Here is a 15589-nt window from a genome sequence, read left to right as displayed (position 1 = left end):
ACGCCAGATAGATAAAACAGATATCGCCATTTTAGCGGCCTAATACAAAGACGCTAGAATGAACAATAAAGATATCGCTGAATTGGTTGGACTGGCACCGTCTTCATGTCTTGAAAGAATTAAGAAATTACAAAGCGAACAGGTCATTAAAGGCGTGCGGTTAAATGTCGACTTTCAAGCCTTAGGAGGCAACATTCAAGTGATGATTTCTATTCGTCTTTCTGATCACAGTCGGCCTACAATCAATACTTTTCAAAGACAATTAGCTTTATTACCTGAAGTGATAAGTCTTTATCATATGGGTCGCGAAAACGACTTTTTACTGCATGCAAGTTTGGGTGATACGGAACATTTACGAGATTTTGTGTTTAATGCCATTACCGCAAGAAAAGAAGTCAACCATGTTGAAACAGCTCTGATTTACAAACAAATAAACGGAACTGTACTACCTAAAGTTTGACGTAAACCTCACTATAATCTCGGCTACTACAGCTCAAAACACTCAGTAAAACACCTATACAATTGGATACCACTAAGCACAGAAGCGGATGGAAAATGTAAAATGGCCACCAAGTTACAGGGAGCTAAGATATCTGTCGTCGCTTTATTTATATCTAAATTTTCGACATTAAGCACCCTGGCTAGTAATCCACTTTTTTTGACTATATCACCAGGCTTAGCGATATATTCCACTATGCCACCTTGTTGGGTAAAAAGTGTTTTGTAGTTATTTAGAGTGACAGCATTGGGTGAAATGTTTTCAGGTAAGAATGAACCACCAGGTAAGCAGCCCTTGGCAATTAAATGAGTCAGAATGCTTTTAACGTCATATACGCCGTCTTGAAAACTAATCACCTCTTGACTACCCATATCTAACCTAAATCTTTACATGTCCTAAAATTTTGAATCAACTCAGAAGAATGTTTCGCCGTTTCTAATACTTTAATCAACACCTCGTTGGTTCAAGAGAAGACGAAAAACCAAACAATAGCGGATCTTGGTAAAAATTAATAAAAACGGATTTACCCGCTGAATTATTCTAAATCTAAATAGCTACTAGTTAATATTTTTGATGTCGCTTTATCAGGCGAATGACTTAAGCATTCATTATCAGCATCACTAAATAATAATTCGTAGGTAAATAACTTCTTTCTTATTTAATATTACTCGGCATGCAACGTATATAAACATGGAACATTTACTTTCCCAGAATATTTATCAAAGAGGTTGTTGATCCATGAGATACCTTTATTTCGTAATAAAAAGGATTTAATTCGAAACCAAAATACATTATATATTTCCAAGATAATTTTTATATTAGCTCGAAATAAATATTTGAGTCACATTTAACACATTCAAATTTGCAAAAAAAAGTATAGTTCCAATCAATTCGGCATCAATTTTTGGATATAATGGAATGAATTTAGTTCGCAGATTTAATTTTTTTTTGCTAAAATCGCGAGCTAAGGTTAAATACGGGGGTAATTATGAGTACAGATTTACGCGCACTGACATTAACTGTCCCGCAGACGGGAAGTATCGAGACTTACGTACAAGCTGTGAGTAGCATTAATATGCTCAGCGCTGAAGATGAGCGTGGGTTAGCTGAACGTTTACAACAAGACGGTGACTTACAAGCTGCCAGAAAGCTGATTATGTCTCACTTGCGTTTTGTAGTTCACATAGCAAAATCGTATTCCGGTTATGGTTTGCCTCAAGCTGATTTGATTCAAGAAGGCAACATTGGCTTGATGAAAGCGGTTAAACGCTTCGATCCAACGGTAGGTGTTCGCTTAGTTTCTTTTGCTGTGCATTGGATAAAAGCTGAGATACATGAATTCGTACTGAAGAACTGGCGTATCGTTAAAGTGGCGACCACCAAAGCACAACGTAAGTTATTTTTCAATCTGCGTAAAAACAAGAAACGCCTCGGATGGTTCACCCATGCAGAAGTACAAAAGGTAGCAGAAACGTTAGGTGTCAGCACCAAAGAAGTATTGCAAATGGAAGCTCGCATGAGCAGTCATGATCAAGCTTTCGACTTGTCTGCTGATGATGATGAAAGTGGTAGCTTTGCACCAGTTCAATTTCTTGAGGATAAAACGACAGACGTAGAATCTGATGTTATCAATGCAGACTGGGATTCGAATGCATCCGGAAAATTATACGCTGCACTCAAAACACTTGACGACCGTAGTCAACATATCATCCAAACTCGCTGGTTATCAGATGACAAAACAACCTTACAAGACTTGGCTGATAAGTACCAAGTGTCTGCTGAGCGTGTTCGTCAAATTGAAAAGAATGCGATGAAAAAGCTACAGACTTCAATGGTGGCTTAACAAAATTCTATGTATCGATAGTCAACAAGAAAGCGCAATTAATGTGCTTTTTTTTGTCTAAAATAAACTCAATCTTCAATTTAACTATTGGGCAGTACCCAAAATACTCCAGAAAATTCAGCTACAGCATTATCACCGTCTAAAATAGCAACACTCAACTTAATCTGGCACTTTTTGTTTTTACCCAAAGGTTCTAATTTACCACTCAGTGACTCAATGTTACACAATGCTCTAGGCTGCATGGTAATAGGTTTATGATAATGAATATTACCGTCACCTAACACAATCTCACCATCTAGCCCCTTTTCTTTGAGCTGTAAAAAAATCATACCCCAGCCAGTCAAAGTTGCCAAAGAAAAGATGCTGCCTGCAAACATAGTGCCGTGTAGATTAATATTTTTGTTCAAAGATGCTCGAGTCTCAATAGTACGCCCTGTATATTGATGTATCTTGATACCCATTTGTTTACTAATAGGAATAGTGTCATGCCAAGTGCTTTGAAGTAACTTGCACCATTTGGGATGCAACAGAATACTGCTTGGGTCAGTGAGCTTTTTCACCATCTGCTGACGCTGTTGCTCTCCTAGTTCTTTAGGTGCCCCACTTTGAGCTTCAAACCCCAAGCTGGTAAACAACGCGATAGATGCCTGGGTACTATTGGTCACAATGCGGACCGCCCCCTCTGATCTGGCCACCGCTTCTAGAGAGGCCACCAACATTTTTGCCAACCCTTTTCCTTGGTAGTCTTTTTCGACCGCAACATGGCGCACTTGCGCTTCTTCTGCCGTATTCATGTGTACTCGACCAACAGCAATCACATCGCCATCAGGGTTACGGATCATTCGATGTTGACTGACTTGTTCGTATTCATCCTTTTCAGAGCCCTCAGGGTATTTCCAAGGCTCTCTTAACATTTTCCACCGACATGCAAAATAGTCTGTAAAATCTTGTTCACTTGATGGCGTATCAATTTTATACATCTGTTCAAGGCTCCCCATGGATTTATTTGGCTGAAGACACTCTCAGCAGAAACAAACTATTAGAAACTATAAAACAGGCAGCAGCAAATTATACTTTTAATTGAAAAGTGACAGGGCCATCATTCAATAATGAAACCTGCATGTCTGCACCAAACTTTCCTGTTTGAGAAGGCATCCCGTTGGTTTGACAACATTCGATAAAATATTCATACAGGGTTTCGCCTAACTCAGCTGGTGCTGCACAGGAAAAACTTGGTCGATTACCGCTTTGTGTATCCGCGACTAAAGTAAACTGTGAAACAATCAGCAATTCACCTTCCACTTGCCGTACATTAAGATTCATTTTTCCTTGTTGATCAGAAAAAATTCGATAATTCATAACTTTCTGACACAGTTTTTGTGTCTTCAGTTTATCGTCATCTTTTTCAACCCCCAGTAATACTAAAATACCTTGACCAATCTCACCTACAGTATGTCCAGCTACTTCTACTTTTGCTTGCTTAACCCGTTGGATCAGCGCAATCATTGCTGTTCTGACCAAAAGTTGGCCATAGATTGAGTGGCGGCACATAAGGCCTCAGTGGTCATTTTCTCACCCGCACTATGCCCGGACTCGGGAATGATATTGAGTTGACTATTTTGCCAGTGTTGATTTAATGAATAAGCTGCTTCAATTTTGCATACACAGTCATATCGTCCGTGAATAATAGTAACGGGCAAATGTTGTATTTTCTCAACATTTTGCAAAATATAATTTTCAGAAATAAAACAAAGATGTTTTATGTAGTGGCATTCCAACAGAGCTAAGCTGATAGCTCGATGTACATCTGAAACCAACTGGCCCTCATCAAACTGGCAATGAAGTCGGCTAATTCTAGCTTCCCACAAACACCATGCCTTGATGGCTGCCATTTTTGTCACTTCGTTATTACTGTTAAATATTTGGTAATAGGCATCAACAATGGATAAATCCGCAGGTCTACTTTTTATGGGTGTGAGAAAGTCTTGGTAATATTCTGGGAAAAGCTGCGCAGCCCCACCTGACGCCTCTAGATACCAAGTATAATCTTGCTCTCTTGCTAGAAAAATTCCACGTAAAATAAGTCCTATCACATTATCAGGTTGCCGAATTGCCACCAGCAAAGCCAATGTGGAACCCCAAGAACCACCAAATAAAACCCATTTTTTAATCTTAAGGTGTTGCTGGATCAAAAGTACATCATCAACCAAAGCATGACTGTTATTATTGTCAAGCTCGCCAAAAGGAGTCGATTTCCCACACCCTCTTTGGTCAAACCCAATGATCCAATATTTATCAGGGTCAAAAAATCGGCGGTAATCCTTCCCTATTCCAGCCCCAGGGCCACCATGCAAGTAAAGCACTGGAATACCTCTGGGATTACCAGTTTGTTCCACATATAATGAATGATCGCTGGATACGGCTAACATTTCTGATGCAAAAGCTTGAATATCAGGGAAGAGTTTAGTCATACGAATTTACATATCCTATTTGTTTATTTTTCTGTAATGATTTAATTTACTACTTAAGCACATTAAAAGTTACTTTATTATCAACGGAGAAAGAATATGTCAGGACAAGGTTCAGGTGGCAACGTATTGGCCGCAATATGCAGTTTTTTTATTCCCGGATTGGGGCAATTGGTACAGGGTAGAATTCTAGCTGCCATATTATTTTTTGTGTTGGTGAGTGTCAATTATTCCCTAGCCGCCACTGGCATTTTATTTTTTATGGCTATCTTTGGTTTTATTTTTCATGTCTGGGCCATCATTGATGCTGCCCGATATAAAGGTTAACTATGAAAAAAATTATATTAATATCATTACTGATTTTCTTAACTGGATGCCAAAGCGCCTATTATGCTGCATGGGAAAAGGTGGGTGTCGAAAAGCGCGATATCTTAGTCGACAGAGTTGAAGACGCAAAAAAATCTCAAGAAAATGCCCAAAAGCAATTTAGCTCAGCATTAGATGAACTTAGTCAGCTCATTAACTTTAACGGCGGCGAACTGCAAGATATATACAGCCAACTCAAAGATCAATTTGAAGCCAGTGACCAATCTGCAGCTTCGGTAACCAACAGAATTGACAAGGTAGAAAGTGTTGCTGAGGCTTTATTTAATGAGTGGGAAGAAGAACTTGAAAAATACACTAATGAAACGCTCAAACGAGATAGCCAACGCAAACTAAAAGACACTCAACGCCGTTACAAATCGTTGCTTAGCGCCATGCGTAGAGCAGAAAGAAAGATGGACCCGGTGTTATCGGCTTTAAGAGACAATGTGCTGTATTTAAAACACAATCTAAACGCCAGTGCCATAGGGGCATTGCAAGACGAATTTAGTGGAATAAAGAAAGAGATTAATCAGCTTGTATCAGAAATGAACAACGCAATTGCTGAATCCAACAGCTTTATATCTAGTATAAAAAGCCAATAACTAAGTCTGGCTCAACACAGCCTAGGATGTCGAATTGGGTTCTTCATCTTCTTCAATAAACATGTCTTGTGATTCATCGTTTAAAAACATCTCCAGTACATGGGTCACCTCTGCCCCAATCAACACCACCATCCAAGACAAATAAACCCAAACAAACAAGATTGGGATCACCGCTAAAGCACCATAAATCAGCTGATATGAAGGAAAGCTTGTCACATATAAGGCAAACGCTTTTTTGCTGGTTTCAAATAACACAGCACCGACTAAAGCACCAAAGGCAGCATGTTTCGGATCAATTTTTTTATTAGGCACCAACATATAGATAAGAAAAAATGCACCAACAGAAGTAACAAAAGGCACGACTTTGAGAATGGTTGTCGTCACGCCAAGTGTATATTCTTCGGCTGAATTGGCCAAACTCATTAAGTAAGAACTCACAGCTACACTTGACCCCATTAATAGAGGGCCGAGTGTCAGCACCATCCAATAAATCGCAAGGGTAAAGATTATTGGTCTTTCACTTTGTGATTGCCAGATGCTGTTAAGGGTTTTATCGATATTGGATATCAACATCAATGCGACGACCATCAATGACAGGATCCCAATGGCCCCCATTCCAGATGCGTTACTCACAAACTCCGTGACATAGGTTTGCACTTGCCCACCTGCATGAGGTACAAAACTGTTAAAAATAAGCGCTTCAAGTTCACCTCTGGCATCGGCAAATGCAGGAAAAGCTGACAATATAGTTAAGGACACCATAATAAAAGGCACAAGGGACAACAAAGATACGAAAGCTAGATGGCCTGCAGACACGGTTATTTTGTCTTGTTTACAGTGTCTAACAAACAGCAAAGAGAATTCTTTTGCTGTGATTAACCCTTGTCTTACTTTTTGAATGTCAAAAGTATTTTTTTGCATGCATTGATACCATTAGTCATAACTTCTGGTTAGTCTGCTCTAACACCCAGCATATGGCAAATAGCGTAACTCAGTTCACTACGATTAAGAGTATAAAAATGGAATTTCCTCACCCCTTCTTTAGCTAAGACTTTGACCATATCCATAGCAATGTTAGCGCCCATTAAATTTCGAGTTGTCTGATCGTCGGTTTCTAAACCACTGTACATTTTATGCAACCACTGAGGCACATGTACATTGGTAAAACCGGCAAAACGTTGCAATGTTTGATAATTGGTCACAGGTAATATTCCTGGCACAATGTCTAAATCAATTCCTGCAGCCGCAGCACGATCACGAAAACGTAAAAAGACTTCGGCATCAAAAAAAAACTGACTTATCGCTTCGGTGGCACCAGCATCCGCCTTCCGCTTTAAATTGAGTAAATCAAACTGGCTATTGGGTGCTTCTGGGTGTTTCTCTGGATAAGCTGCAACTGCAATTTCAAAGTCTGCTACATCTTTTAGCAATGTGACTAAATCAGAAGCATAAGACTGGGGCTTTTCAACACCGTCTGGTAAATCACCTCGCAATGCGACAATTTTTCTGATCCCGCTTTGCCAATAATCTTTAGCAATTTCAATGAGTTCTTCACGGGTTGCATCAACACAGGTTAAATGTGGCACAGCCTTAATGCCGGTCTCAGCCTGAATACGTTTCACCACATCATGGGTCCTGTCTCGTTCACCACTATTCGCCCCATAGGTCACAGACATATAAGACGGCTTTAAGGGCGCTAAACGCTCTACAGATTTCCACAACGTTTTTTCCATTAACTCGGTTTTAGGTGGAAAGAATTCAAACGATACATCAATCCCTTTCACCTCTGATAATGATTGATTTAATGCATCTATCCCTTGAGCGTAAGACGCCATGGGTAACTCCAAAAATATTTAGCCGTATAGACGTCCAAAATAAACTTTGAACGTAAAGCCGTCAAGATGTTTAGCAGTCTACCATTGACCTTTTCCCCGTAATGTTTAGAATTTCAATGCATAAGAAAGATAAAAGAACGAAAAAATGGCTAATTTGACAAAATGGAACGGTGAATATATTCATCCTTACGCAGAACACGGCAAAAAAAGCGAGATGGTAAAAAAAGTCACAGTCTCTATACCGCTTAAAGTATTGAAAGTACTCACCGACGAGCGAACTCGCCGTCAGGTGAATAATCTGCGTCACGCAACCAATTCTGAATTATTGTGTGAAGCATTCTTACATGCTTTTACCGGACAACCATTACCTGATGATGAAGATTTAGAAAAAGACAATACTCAACTCATTCCCAAAGAAGTAAGGAAACTTATGATGGAGATGAACTTATCTAAAAAAACAGAAGAAAACTAATTGGCAGAGGGTAAAGCCTAAGCCAAATATGTTCATTTAAAACCTTAAAGTTTATGACTCTAAAATAATCTATACATAATCATATTTCCCACCTTTTTCTAAGGCCGCCTGATAAGCAGGTCTCGCATGGACTTTTTCAACAAACTTGGTAATGTTTGGGAAGGTTTTGGTATTACCTCGTGCCACTGCAGCTTCAAGTGGAAAACTCATTTGTATATCAGCACCTGTTAACTCTTCACCTGCAAACCAAGCGTTATGTGCTAAATGGCTTTCAATATAATCCATGTTTTGAGCTATAATCGGCCCGTAATAAGCTGCCATTAATTTATCCACAATCTTATTTGCAATTATTTTAATAAAAAACGGCTTAGCATTAGTTCTTACCCTATCCAGCACTAACTTAGCCACTAGAGGTGGCATCAGTGTGCCTTCAGCAAAGTGCAGCCAGTATATGTATTGCCTATGTACCTCAGTACCACGTTGTGGAACAGTGAGGTGACCCTCAGCTCCGTTTTTGTTGTAGGCCCCGATTAAATATTCAATTATGGCACCTGATTCAGCCACAGTAATATTCCCATCGGTAATGATTGGGGATTTGCCCAAAGGGTGAATTAATGTCAGCGTGATAGGGGCTAGATTGGTTACACTATCCCTCTGATAGGGTTTAACTTCGTATTCCAGATTAAGCTCTTGCAGCAACCACAAAATACGTTGTGAACGGGAGTTATTTAAATGGTGAACTACAATCATCTAGCCTTCCTTAATAAAAAAGTTGTTTGTATTTTATACACGTAGACCTTGGCTAAGACCACCTTATTTATTAATGTATACAATTCAACTTTTTCTAACGCCTCAAACCCACCCGTTCACCTGCTTCTATAATTTGCTGCTTTATCCATTGCCACAATTGTGGATTAGCCTTTTCAATAGCAGAGTTTTTAAGCAATATTTGGCTAACAGAAATATCGTGATCAATCCAGCTTTGGCAGCCGTTATAAAGGTTCTGTATCACAGGCATTAACCTGTCTATTGCTTTCGCAAATTGCGCTTCTGGTGTTTTAGCTTGTTCAAATTCCATCCAGAGTTTGAGATAGTTTTTTGCTTGTTCATTAGGCAAAATAGCAAAAATTCTTTGCGCTGATACCAATTCATTTTCATAGTCATCGTGGTTAGCGTCATAAGCGAACTTATCACCCGTATCTATTTCTACAATGTCATGTAACAACAACATTGTGACGACTATTAGTGGGTCTGGATTTTGCTCTGCGTAGGGCAGAAGTGTTAAGGACAATAAAGCAATTTGCCAGCTATGCTCAGCACTATTTTCATAACGTAATAAACCAACAGGTTTAATCTTACGTTCAACATTTTTTAATTTTTCAATTTCGACGATAAACTGGGTGATAGCTTGAAAATTCTCAGTCATTTATTACTCTCTGAACGAGTGGCAGTGATCGTATTAAGGTAAGTTAATAGCTCGTTTACTTCCCAGCTGGATCTAAACTCGAAAAATATATAGATAGATTGGCAATATCGGTATCACTTAATCCAGTGGTCATAGGTGCCATTATCATATTTTTGCGCTCTCCATCACGAAATGCTTTCATCTGTAAAACCAAATACTGCTCTTTCTGTCCAGCTAGATTAGGATACATTGGTATCATAGAAATACCATTACTACCATGGCACGCCCCACAAGCAACAGATTTAGCTTTGCCTGCCGCAATATCTGCTGCGAGTATGGGTGACGACATAAGTCCAGCGGTAGCAAAAACAATGCATAATAAATTGCTATGATTTTTTTTCATGTTTAATCCTCAGTATTTCACCCAAATGTATGAGTAGATATTAGCGTTATTAAATAAGCGTTTTATATGAAGTTAGAATATTCGTTTGTTGAGGAATTTACTGCACTGAGTAGTGAAGTCAAGCCAATTAAATTGAAAAACTCACGCTTAGAAGTTTTTAATCACTGCCTTGCAACTGCTTTAAACTTCCAGAGTGAGTAGCAACACGAAAGCCATTTATTCAACCTAATATTTACTGAACAGGTGTATTGAATTACAGGTCTGTGGCGCAAAAATATGGAGGGCACCAAATTGAACAATGGAACCCTGAATTGGGAGGTGGACGCGGACTCTTTCTGGCAGAAGATATAGATGAACAACAAAAATTCTCTGTACTTCCCTTGTGATTTGGGAAAAGAGTGAGAAATATTTTTAGTAGTTAGGGATATCGCCCTTGCATAAGCTTAGATATTTTTCAAAAGTAGTGGCAATAACATACAATATACGCCAACGTATATAATTCGTAATTTTTGTAGGAAAAAAATGAAATCACTCTACTCAATTGGTTTTGTGTTATGTTTTTTATGTGCATTCTGGCACCCAAAAAACATTGCATCAGAGCAGGTGATAATATCAAAGCATGACACTCATATTAATTTACTTGGTAAAATTGATTGGTTGATAGAAGCAAAGAGCTTACAACTATCTGACATTCAAAACTTACAAGATTGGCAGTCCAGCTTTATGCCTAATCAAATTAACCAAGAGCAGAGCCTATGGGGCAAGTTCAAAATTGTATTTGATAATCCTGCCGAAGAGCAGTATTTTTTGACTATTGGTAATCCCCAATTGGATTATGTTGACGTTTTTTTATTGGATGAAAAAGATCGTATTTTAGGCTCTTACCTAATGGGTAGTAATCAGGATTATTCAAAACGGGCTTTCAAATACAGAACATTTATTACCCCGATAAGTGCAGAACAACAAACGGTAACAGTTTTTATAAGAATTAACGACGACGGCCCATTAGTGTTTCCCGTCAACCTAGACAGACAATCATCATTGGTCGAAAGAGAACAATTTCTTTTAGCAATCATTGGTTTTATTAGTGGTGGGCTTACTTTGCTAGCCTGTTATTTTTTAATTACCTACATCTTTATGCGCAGCCCCGTGCGTTTTTGGTTTGCGCTTTCTAGTGCCGCATTTTTATTATTATTTTTAAACACCAAGGGGGTATTAGGTCAAATAACGGGGATTACTGCCTACATATCGAATCTTAGCTGTGCATTGCTTGGACTATTATTATTAACGTCAGCAAAAGTCACTTTTGCAATATTAGAGAGAGTCCCTACTGTCTGGCGATATGCTCTATATAGCTTTGGATTTATAACACTGGGAATGGCATTTTCCTCTGATAGCGCACTGCAAATCACATTTTCGACGCTGATGGCGGCTATATCTGGAACGCTTATCGGGTTACTAGGATTTTTCTATCATAAACCTGATAAAAAAACGGTTAACTTGGTTGGTTTGTTGGGACTGGCTTTTATTACCATAAGCGGCTTTGGACAAGTGTCGTTATTTTTATCTGGCATGCCATTAACGCAACAGATATCCCTGATCTTCACCGTGCTAATAATGTTAGGCATCATGATAATTGCATTAGCGATTGAAGCACATGACCGCGTTCTAACATACCGTCACAACATGCAACAACAACTAGCAATTAAAGATCTGCAACACTTTTATGACTTATTTAGGAATTCTGCAGAGGGGCTATATACTTCCAACCTCGACGGTCAACTAATAAGTGTAAATCCTGCCATGTGCAGCCTGTTTGGCTATCTTGACGAGACAGAGATGTTGAGGGAAATATATAATGCGGCTCAATTTTATTCCAACCCCCAAGACCGTGCAGTTATGCTTGGAGAGATACATAAAAGCGGTAAGGTCATTAGCAAAGAGATAAAAGGTGTACGAAAAGATGGCAGCGAATTTTGGTTTTCAATCTCATGTCAAATCAAGCGAGAAGATGATAAAGAGTACCTGTTTGGTTCTATATCAGATGTAACCGAACGCAAGCTATCAAATATTAGTCTGGAATATTTGGCCACACACGATTCGCTTACGGGGGTCTACAATAGAAGTGAATTTGAACGTCGACTTCAAAGCGGTTTACATAAAGCTCAAAATCACAAAAATGATTTAACCCTACTTTACATGGACTTAGACCAATTTAAGGTGGTTAACGACACCTGCGGGCATAAAGCAGGCGACTTGCTAATCAAGCAGATAACACAAAAGCTTGATGCAGTAGTGATGGAAAAAGGAATTTTGGCAAGACTCGGTGGTGCTGAGTTTGGCGTATTACTTGAGGGGGATAATGCGCAAATGGCCTATCTGCTGGCCAACAAACTTCTCAATGCTGTTCAGGAGTTTCGTTTCATTTGGGAAAATCGGATCTTCACATTAAGTATTAGCATTGGCCAAGTACCTTGGCAGCCTAATATCAATTCGCCGGAGCAATTATTAAGTATGGCCGATTCAGCCTGTTATTTAGCCAAAGAGCGTGGTCGTAATCAAGTGCATACTTACGCGGCACAAGATAAACATATGCAGCGCTATGAGTGTGAGATATCTTGGGTATCACATATAAATTATGCCTTTGAAAACGACAGCTTTGAATTGTATTACCAACATTATCAAGCACTGAGTAAACGTGTAGAAGGTCATCACTATGAAATATTACTCAGAATGCGCGATCAGGAAGGCAATATTGTCCGTCCAGTTACTTTTTTACCTGCTGCCGAACGTTATAACCTCACTGGGAACATAGACCGTTGGGTAGTAGAAAATTATTTTTGCTGGTTGGCGAACAATCCCCAACATAACGCTGAACTGATGCGAGTAAGCATTAATCTAAGTGGGCACTCATTAGCAGATAAAGAGCTCAAACTATTTGTTTTGAGTGCCTTTGAAAAGTATAAAATTCCTTATACAAAAGTATGCTTCGAAATTACCGAAGGCATGGCCATTTTAAAGATGGATGAAACCTTAGAATTTATTAACACCTTTCACAAATTGGGCTGCTTGTTTGCCTTGGATAATTTTGGTAATGGATTCTCATCCTATAACTATTTGAAAAACTTGCCTGTTGATCAGATCAAGATAGACGGAAGTTTTGTAAAGGGCATTTTGGTTGACCCCATAGACATGGCTATGGTTAATTCAATTAAAGACGTCGCGAAAGCCATGGGAATAGAAACAGTCGCCGAATTTGTTGAATCAACTGAAATAATGGTTGAACTGGGTAAAATGGGTGTTGATTTTGCCCAAGGATATGGTGTTGCTAAACCTCATGCACTGGCTGATTTTACTCAACATAGATAATCTCAAGCTATTGCAAAAGACTGAATGATGCCCATATAGAGATCCAAAAAGTAAATATATGTTCATGAACTTGAATATCCCATTACACAATAAATGTATATTTAACCCATAATTTCCTTTAATTAAGTACGTTTTACAAAATATGAAGTCCAAAATAGATCAGTATCAATATGTTAGTTCGGCCAAATTACCCACTCACTGGGGTAAGTTTCATATTCATGGTTTTATTGATAATGAACTAGCGCAAGAGCATATTGCCCTCTCATACGGCCAATGGGACGCAGAAGATATCGTGCCTATTCGTATTCATTCCGAGTGTTTGACCGGCGATGCACTGTTCAGTACTCGCTGTGATTGTGGTGCACAACTACAAAAGGCATTGGAAAATATTGTTCAGCAAGGCAAAGGAGTATTGTTGTATCTGCGTCAGGAAGGGAGGGGCATAGGTTTACTCAACAAAATTCGGGCTTATCAATTACAAGATGAAGGCATGGATACTGTCGAAGCAAATGAACACTTGGGTTTTGATGCCGATATCAGGGATTATGGTATCTGCAAGTTGATGTTACATAAATTAAAAATAAATAATGTCAACCTCATGACTAACAATCCCAAGAAAGTATTAGCTCTTTCCAATATGGGAATTAACGTGGCACAACGCACCCCCATTGATCATGGCATAACCGATGATAATCGAAACTACATTCGTACTAAAACAGAGAAGTTAGGTCATCAGTTCGATAAGGCCCTGCTTAAATAACATTCCCGTCAGCGAGCATTCAGCCATGGTTAAGGCTAGCTAACGTATAACCTAACCTACAGTTATAAATGTTGCCTATACTTTTGGGTAGCACTGGATTTTTCCATTTAAGAAGGAAAGGGTTATGCGTAATCAAACCAAGTACATATACATCTATATATGTGTTTTATGCCTATTGATAGGTAGCGTTGTGCAACTTGCTCAAGCGCAGGATGAATTAAGCTCAGAAACCTCTAAACCTGTTGTGCTTGACCAAGCACAACTCGATCAAATATTAGCGCCAATCGCCCTTTATCCTGACACGTTACTCTCACATATTTTGGTGGCATCAACCTACCCCTTAGAAGTCATTCAAGCCGCTCGTTGGCGAGCAACAAATGCAGACTTAGATGAACAACAAGCTCTCAATGCAGTGGGAAATAAAAATTGGGAGCCCAGCATCCAAGCACTGGTTCCGTTTAATGAACTATTACAGAAACTCAGTGCAGACTTGAACTGGTTACAATCACTAGGTAGTGCGTTTTTAGTAAACGAAAAGCAGATACTAACAAGCATTCAAAACTTACGTCAAAAAGCCTACCAACAAGGTAATTTAGCAAATAATGACTATGTCAATGTAGAGCAAGAAGAAGGTGAAATTATTATAGAAACGGTGCGGGAAGAAATCGTCTCTGTGCCCTACTATGATACGCGCGTTGTTTATGGCAACTGGTGGTGGCAAAACCACCCACCCTATTATTGGCATAGACCAGTACATAGCGTGTTTAATGCTGGTTTGTATTGGAGCATAGGGTTCAACATTCGCCCCAGCTTCTATTTTGGGGGCTTTAATTGGCGTAATCGTCATGTTGTCGCTAACTATCACTACCGAAGCCATGCAAACAGATATTGGTCAAATAATCACAATGTCCACAATAATCGTCAAGTGGTTCGAGTTAAAGAGTACCCTCGCTGGAGTCATAACCAGCAACATAGACGGGGTGCACATCATCGAATTAATGGTCAACGTATTGTGCGAAACGTTAACGGTAGTAATAAAAGACAAGGTAACCAAAAGATTGATAAACAAAGGGTGTTAAATGTTAATGATTACTCAAAAAATCATAACAGAGCTAATACTAAAAAGTTCAAACAAGCTTTAGGTGAGCAACCACAGACTGACCGTCAAACAAAAGTAATGAAGACTGATAAGTTAATGAGTAATAAAAAACGGATTATTAATCAAAATAAAAAACACCAAAGTCATAAACGGAACAATGATTATCGCCCTCGCACCCCCTCTAAGATTGATAATAAGCAGCAAAATAGTGGGAAGTCACAAAAGGGTATCGATAGGAGCGCAAAGTAACAAAGTAAAACCCTCCACAGTTGACACTCAGAAGACAGCAAGCACTTACAACTCAAATAATAAAAGTGTTCATAAAAGTAAAAACTATCGAGCCAGTTCAAATAAACAAAACAAGTCCAGGCTAATAAAAGTGTCTCGTCAAAATAAGAATAAACAAAGATAATCTGTATCCCACACCTGCCAAAGTATAAGTGCATTGTACTTCGCAAACCGAATATA

At 39.0% G+C, this 15589-nt stretch carries 17 protein-coding genes and 1 pseudogene; 9 read left to right on the top strand and 9 right to left on the bottom strand.

Annotation, left to right across the window (positions count from 1 at the left end; all coding sequences use genetic code 11):
• The first annotated feature begins 58 nt into the window (after window positions 1-58).
• Window positions 59-460, top strand: coding sequence for an Lrp/AsnC family transcriptional regulator (locus tag Q0Y52_RS13980; RefSeq protein ID WP_366939297.1), 402 nt, complete (start codon window positions 59-61; stop codon window positions 458-460).
• A gap of 26 nt (window positions 461-486) precedes the next feature.
• Here Q0Y52_RS13980 and Q0Y52_RS13975 read toward each other — a convergent pair whose 3' ends face one another.
• Window positions 487-870 carry a succinylglutamate desuccinylase/aspartoacylase family protein gene (locus Q0Y52_RS13975; protein WP_297822543.1) on the bottom strand — a complete coding sequence of 128 codons (384 nt, stop codon included), beginning with the start codon at window positions 868-870 and terminating at the stop codon, window positions 487-489.
• Between the two features lie 617 nt (window positions 871-1487).
• Here Q0Y52_RS13975 and rpoH point away from each other — a divergent pair.
• The gene (gene rpoH / locus Q0Y52_RS13970; RefSeq protein WP_297822541.1) at window positions 1488-2342 is read left to right on the top strand and encodes an RNA polymerase sigma factor RpoH; all 855 of its coding nucleotides are present in this window, start codon (window positions 1488-1490) and stop codon (window positions 2340-2342) included.
• A gap of 80 nt (window positions 2343-2422) precedes the next feature.
• Here the strand turns inward: rpoH and Q0Y52_RS13965 are convergent, their stop codons facing one another.
• The 3 genes from Q0Y52_RS13965 to pip all read right to left on the bottom strand — a co-directional run bounded on the left by Q0Y52_RS13965 (window position 2423) and on the right by pip (window position 4813).
• Complete coding sequence (locus tag Q0Y52_RS13965; RefSeq protein ID WP_297822539.1) at window positions 2423-3322, bottom strand: bifunctional GNAT family N-acetyltransferase/hotdog fold thioesterase; 900 nt, start codon at window positions 3320-3322, stop codon at window positions 2423-2425.
• A gap of 88 nt (window positions 3323-3410) precedes the next feature.
• Window positions 3411-3848 (bottom strand): D-aminoacyl-tRNA deacylase, encoded by a 438-nt coding sequence (dtd, locus tag Q0Y52_RS13960; protein ID WP_297822709.1) that lies wholly within the window; start codon window positions 3846-3848, stop codon window positions 3411-3413.
• Window positions 3845-4813, bottom strand: a complete 969-nt coding sequence (gene pip / locus Q0Y52_RS13955; RefSeq protein ID WP_297822537.1) for a prolyl aminopeptidase — start codon at window positions 4811-4813, stop codon at window positions 3845-3847. Before pip ends, dtd begins: the two co-directional genes overlap by 4 nt.
• A 96-nt stretch (window positions 4814-4909) precedes the next feature.
• On the opposite strand from pip, the gene Q0Y52_RS13950 reads away from it, so the two are divergent.
• Both Q0Y52_RS13950 and Q0Y52_RS13945 read left to right on the top strand, forming a co-directional pair.
• Window positions 4910-5137 (top strand): hypothetical protein, encoded by a 228-nt coding sequence (locus tag Q0Y52_RS13950; protein ID WP_101197531.1) that lies wholly within the window; start codon window positions 4910-4912, stop codon window positions 5135-5137.
• A gap of 2 nt (window positions 5138-5139) precedes the next feature.
• The gene (locus Q0Y52_RS13945) at window positions 5140-5778 is read left to right on the top strand and encodes a DUF2959 domain-containing protein (RefSeq protein ID WP_297822533.1); all 639 of its coding nucleotides are present in this window, start codon (window positions 5140-5142) and stop codon (window positions 5776-5778) included.
• 21 nt (window positions 5779-5799) lie between these two features.
• On the opposite strand, the gene Q0Y52_RS13940 is transcribed toward Q0Y52_RS13945, so the two are convergent.
• Window positions 5800-6699: a virulence factor BrkB family protein gene (locus tag Q0Y52_RS13940; RefSeq protein ID WP_297822531.1), complete on the bottom strand. Its 900-nt coding sequence runs from the start codon at window positions 6697-6699 to the stop codon at window positions 5800-5802.
• A gap of 29 nt (window positions 6700-6728) precedes the next feature.
• A complete protein-coding gene (gene metF / locus Q0Y52_RS13935) occupies window positions 6729-7613 on the bottom strand; it encodes a methylenetetrahydrofolate reductase (protein ID WP_297822530.1) in 885 nt (294 codons plus the stop codon).
• Window positions 7614-7767: 154 nt separating this feature from the next.
• Between metF and metJ the strand changes: the two genes are divergently transcribed.
• Window positions 7768-8085 carry a met regulon transcriptional regulator MetJ gene (gene metJ / locus Q0Y52_RS13930; protein ID WP_297822708.1) on the top strand — a complete coding sequence of 106 codons (318 nt, stop codon included), beginning with the start codon at window positions 7768-7770 and terminating at the stop codon, window positions 8083-8085.
• 69 nt (window positions 8086-8154) lie between these two features.
• Here metJ and Q0Y52_RS13925 read toward each other — a convergent pair whose 3' ends face one another.
• The 3 genes from Q0Y52_RS13925 to Q0Y52_RS13915 all read right to left on the bottom strand — a co-directional run bounded on the left by Q0Y52_RS13925 (window position 8155) and on the right by Q0Y52_RS13915 (window position 9893).
• Window positions 8155-8835 (bottom strand): glutathione S-transferase, encoded by a 681-nt coding sequence (locus Q0Y52_RS13925; protein WP_297822528.1) that lies wholly within the window; start codon window positions 8833-8835, stop codon window positions 8155-8157.
• A 94-nt stretch (window positions 8836-8929) separates the two neighbouring features.
• On the bottom strand, window positions 8930-9511 hold the full coding sequence (locus Q0Y52_RS13920; protein ID WP_297822526.1) for an HD family hydrolase: 582 nt from the start codon (window positions 9509-9511) through the stop codon (window positions 8930-8932).
• Window positions 9512-9566: 55 nt separating this feature from the next.
• A complete protein-coding gene (locus tag Q0Y52_RS13915) occupies window positions 9567-9893 on the bottom strand; it encodes a cytochrome c (RefSeq protein ID WP_297822524.1) in 327 nt (108 codons plus the stop codon).
• Between the two features lie 260 nt (window positions 9894-10153).
• Here Q0Y52_RS13915 and Q0Y52_RS19580 point away from each other — a divergent pair.
• From Q0Y52_RS19580 to Q0Y52_RS13900, 4 genes and pseudogenes are all read left to right on the top strand, one after another.
• Window positions 10154-10249 (top strand): annotated as a pseudogene (locus tag Q0Y52_RS19580) (hypothetical protein); the annotation flags it as partial.
• A gap of 166 nt (window positions 10250-10415) precedes the next feature.
• Window positions 10416-13262 carry an EAL domain-containing protein gene (locus Q0Y52_RS13910; protein WP_297822522.1) on the top strand — a complete coding sequence of 949 codons (2847 nt, stop codon included), beginning with the start codon at window positions 10416-10418 and terminating at the stop codon, window positions 13260-13262.
• Window positions 13263-13404: 142 nt separating this feature from the next.
• Entirely contained in the window at window positions 13405-14022 is a 618-nt protein-coding gene (gene ribA / locus Q0Y52_RS13905; RefSeq protein ID WP_297822520.1) for a GTP cyclohydrolase II, read from the top strand.
• Between the two features lie 124 nt (window positions 14023-14146).
• The gene (locus Q0Y52_RS13900) at window positions 14147-15370 is read left to right on the top strand and encodes a DUF3300 domain-containing protein (RefSeq protein ID WP_297822517.1); all 1224 of its coding nucleotides are present in this window, start codon (window positions 14147-14149) and stop codon (window positions 15368-15370) included.
• The last annotated feature ends 219 nt before the right edge of the window (window positions 15371-15589 follow it).

Source organism: uncultured Paraglaciecola sp., from assembly GCF_943787955.1.
In the GTDB taxonomy this organism is placed as follows: domain Bacteria; phylum Pseudomonadota; class Gammaproteobacteria; order Enterobacterales; family Alteromonadaceae; genus Paraglaciecola.
The sequence above is the reverse complement of the archived record's forward strand: the minus strand, read 5'-3'. Positions and strand labels throughout refer to the sequence as shown.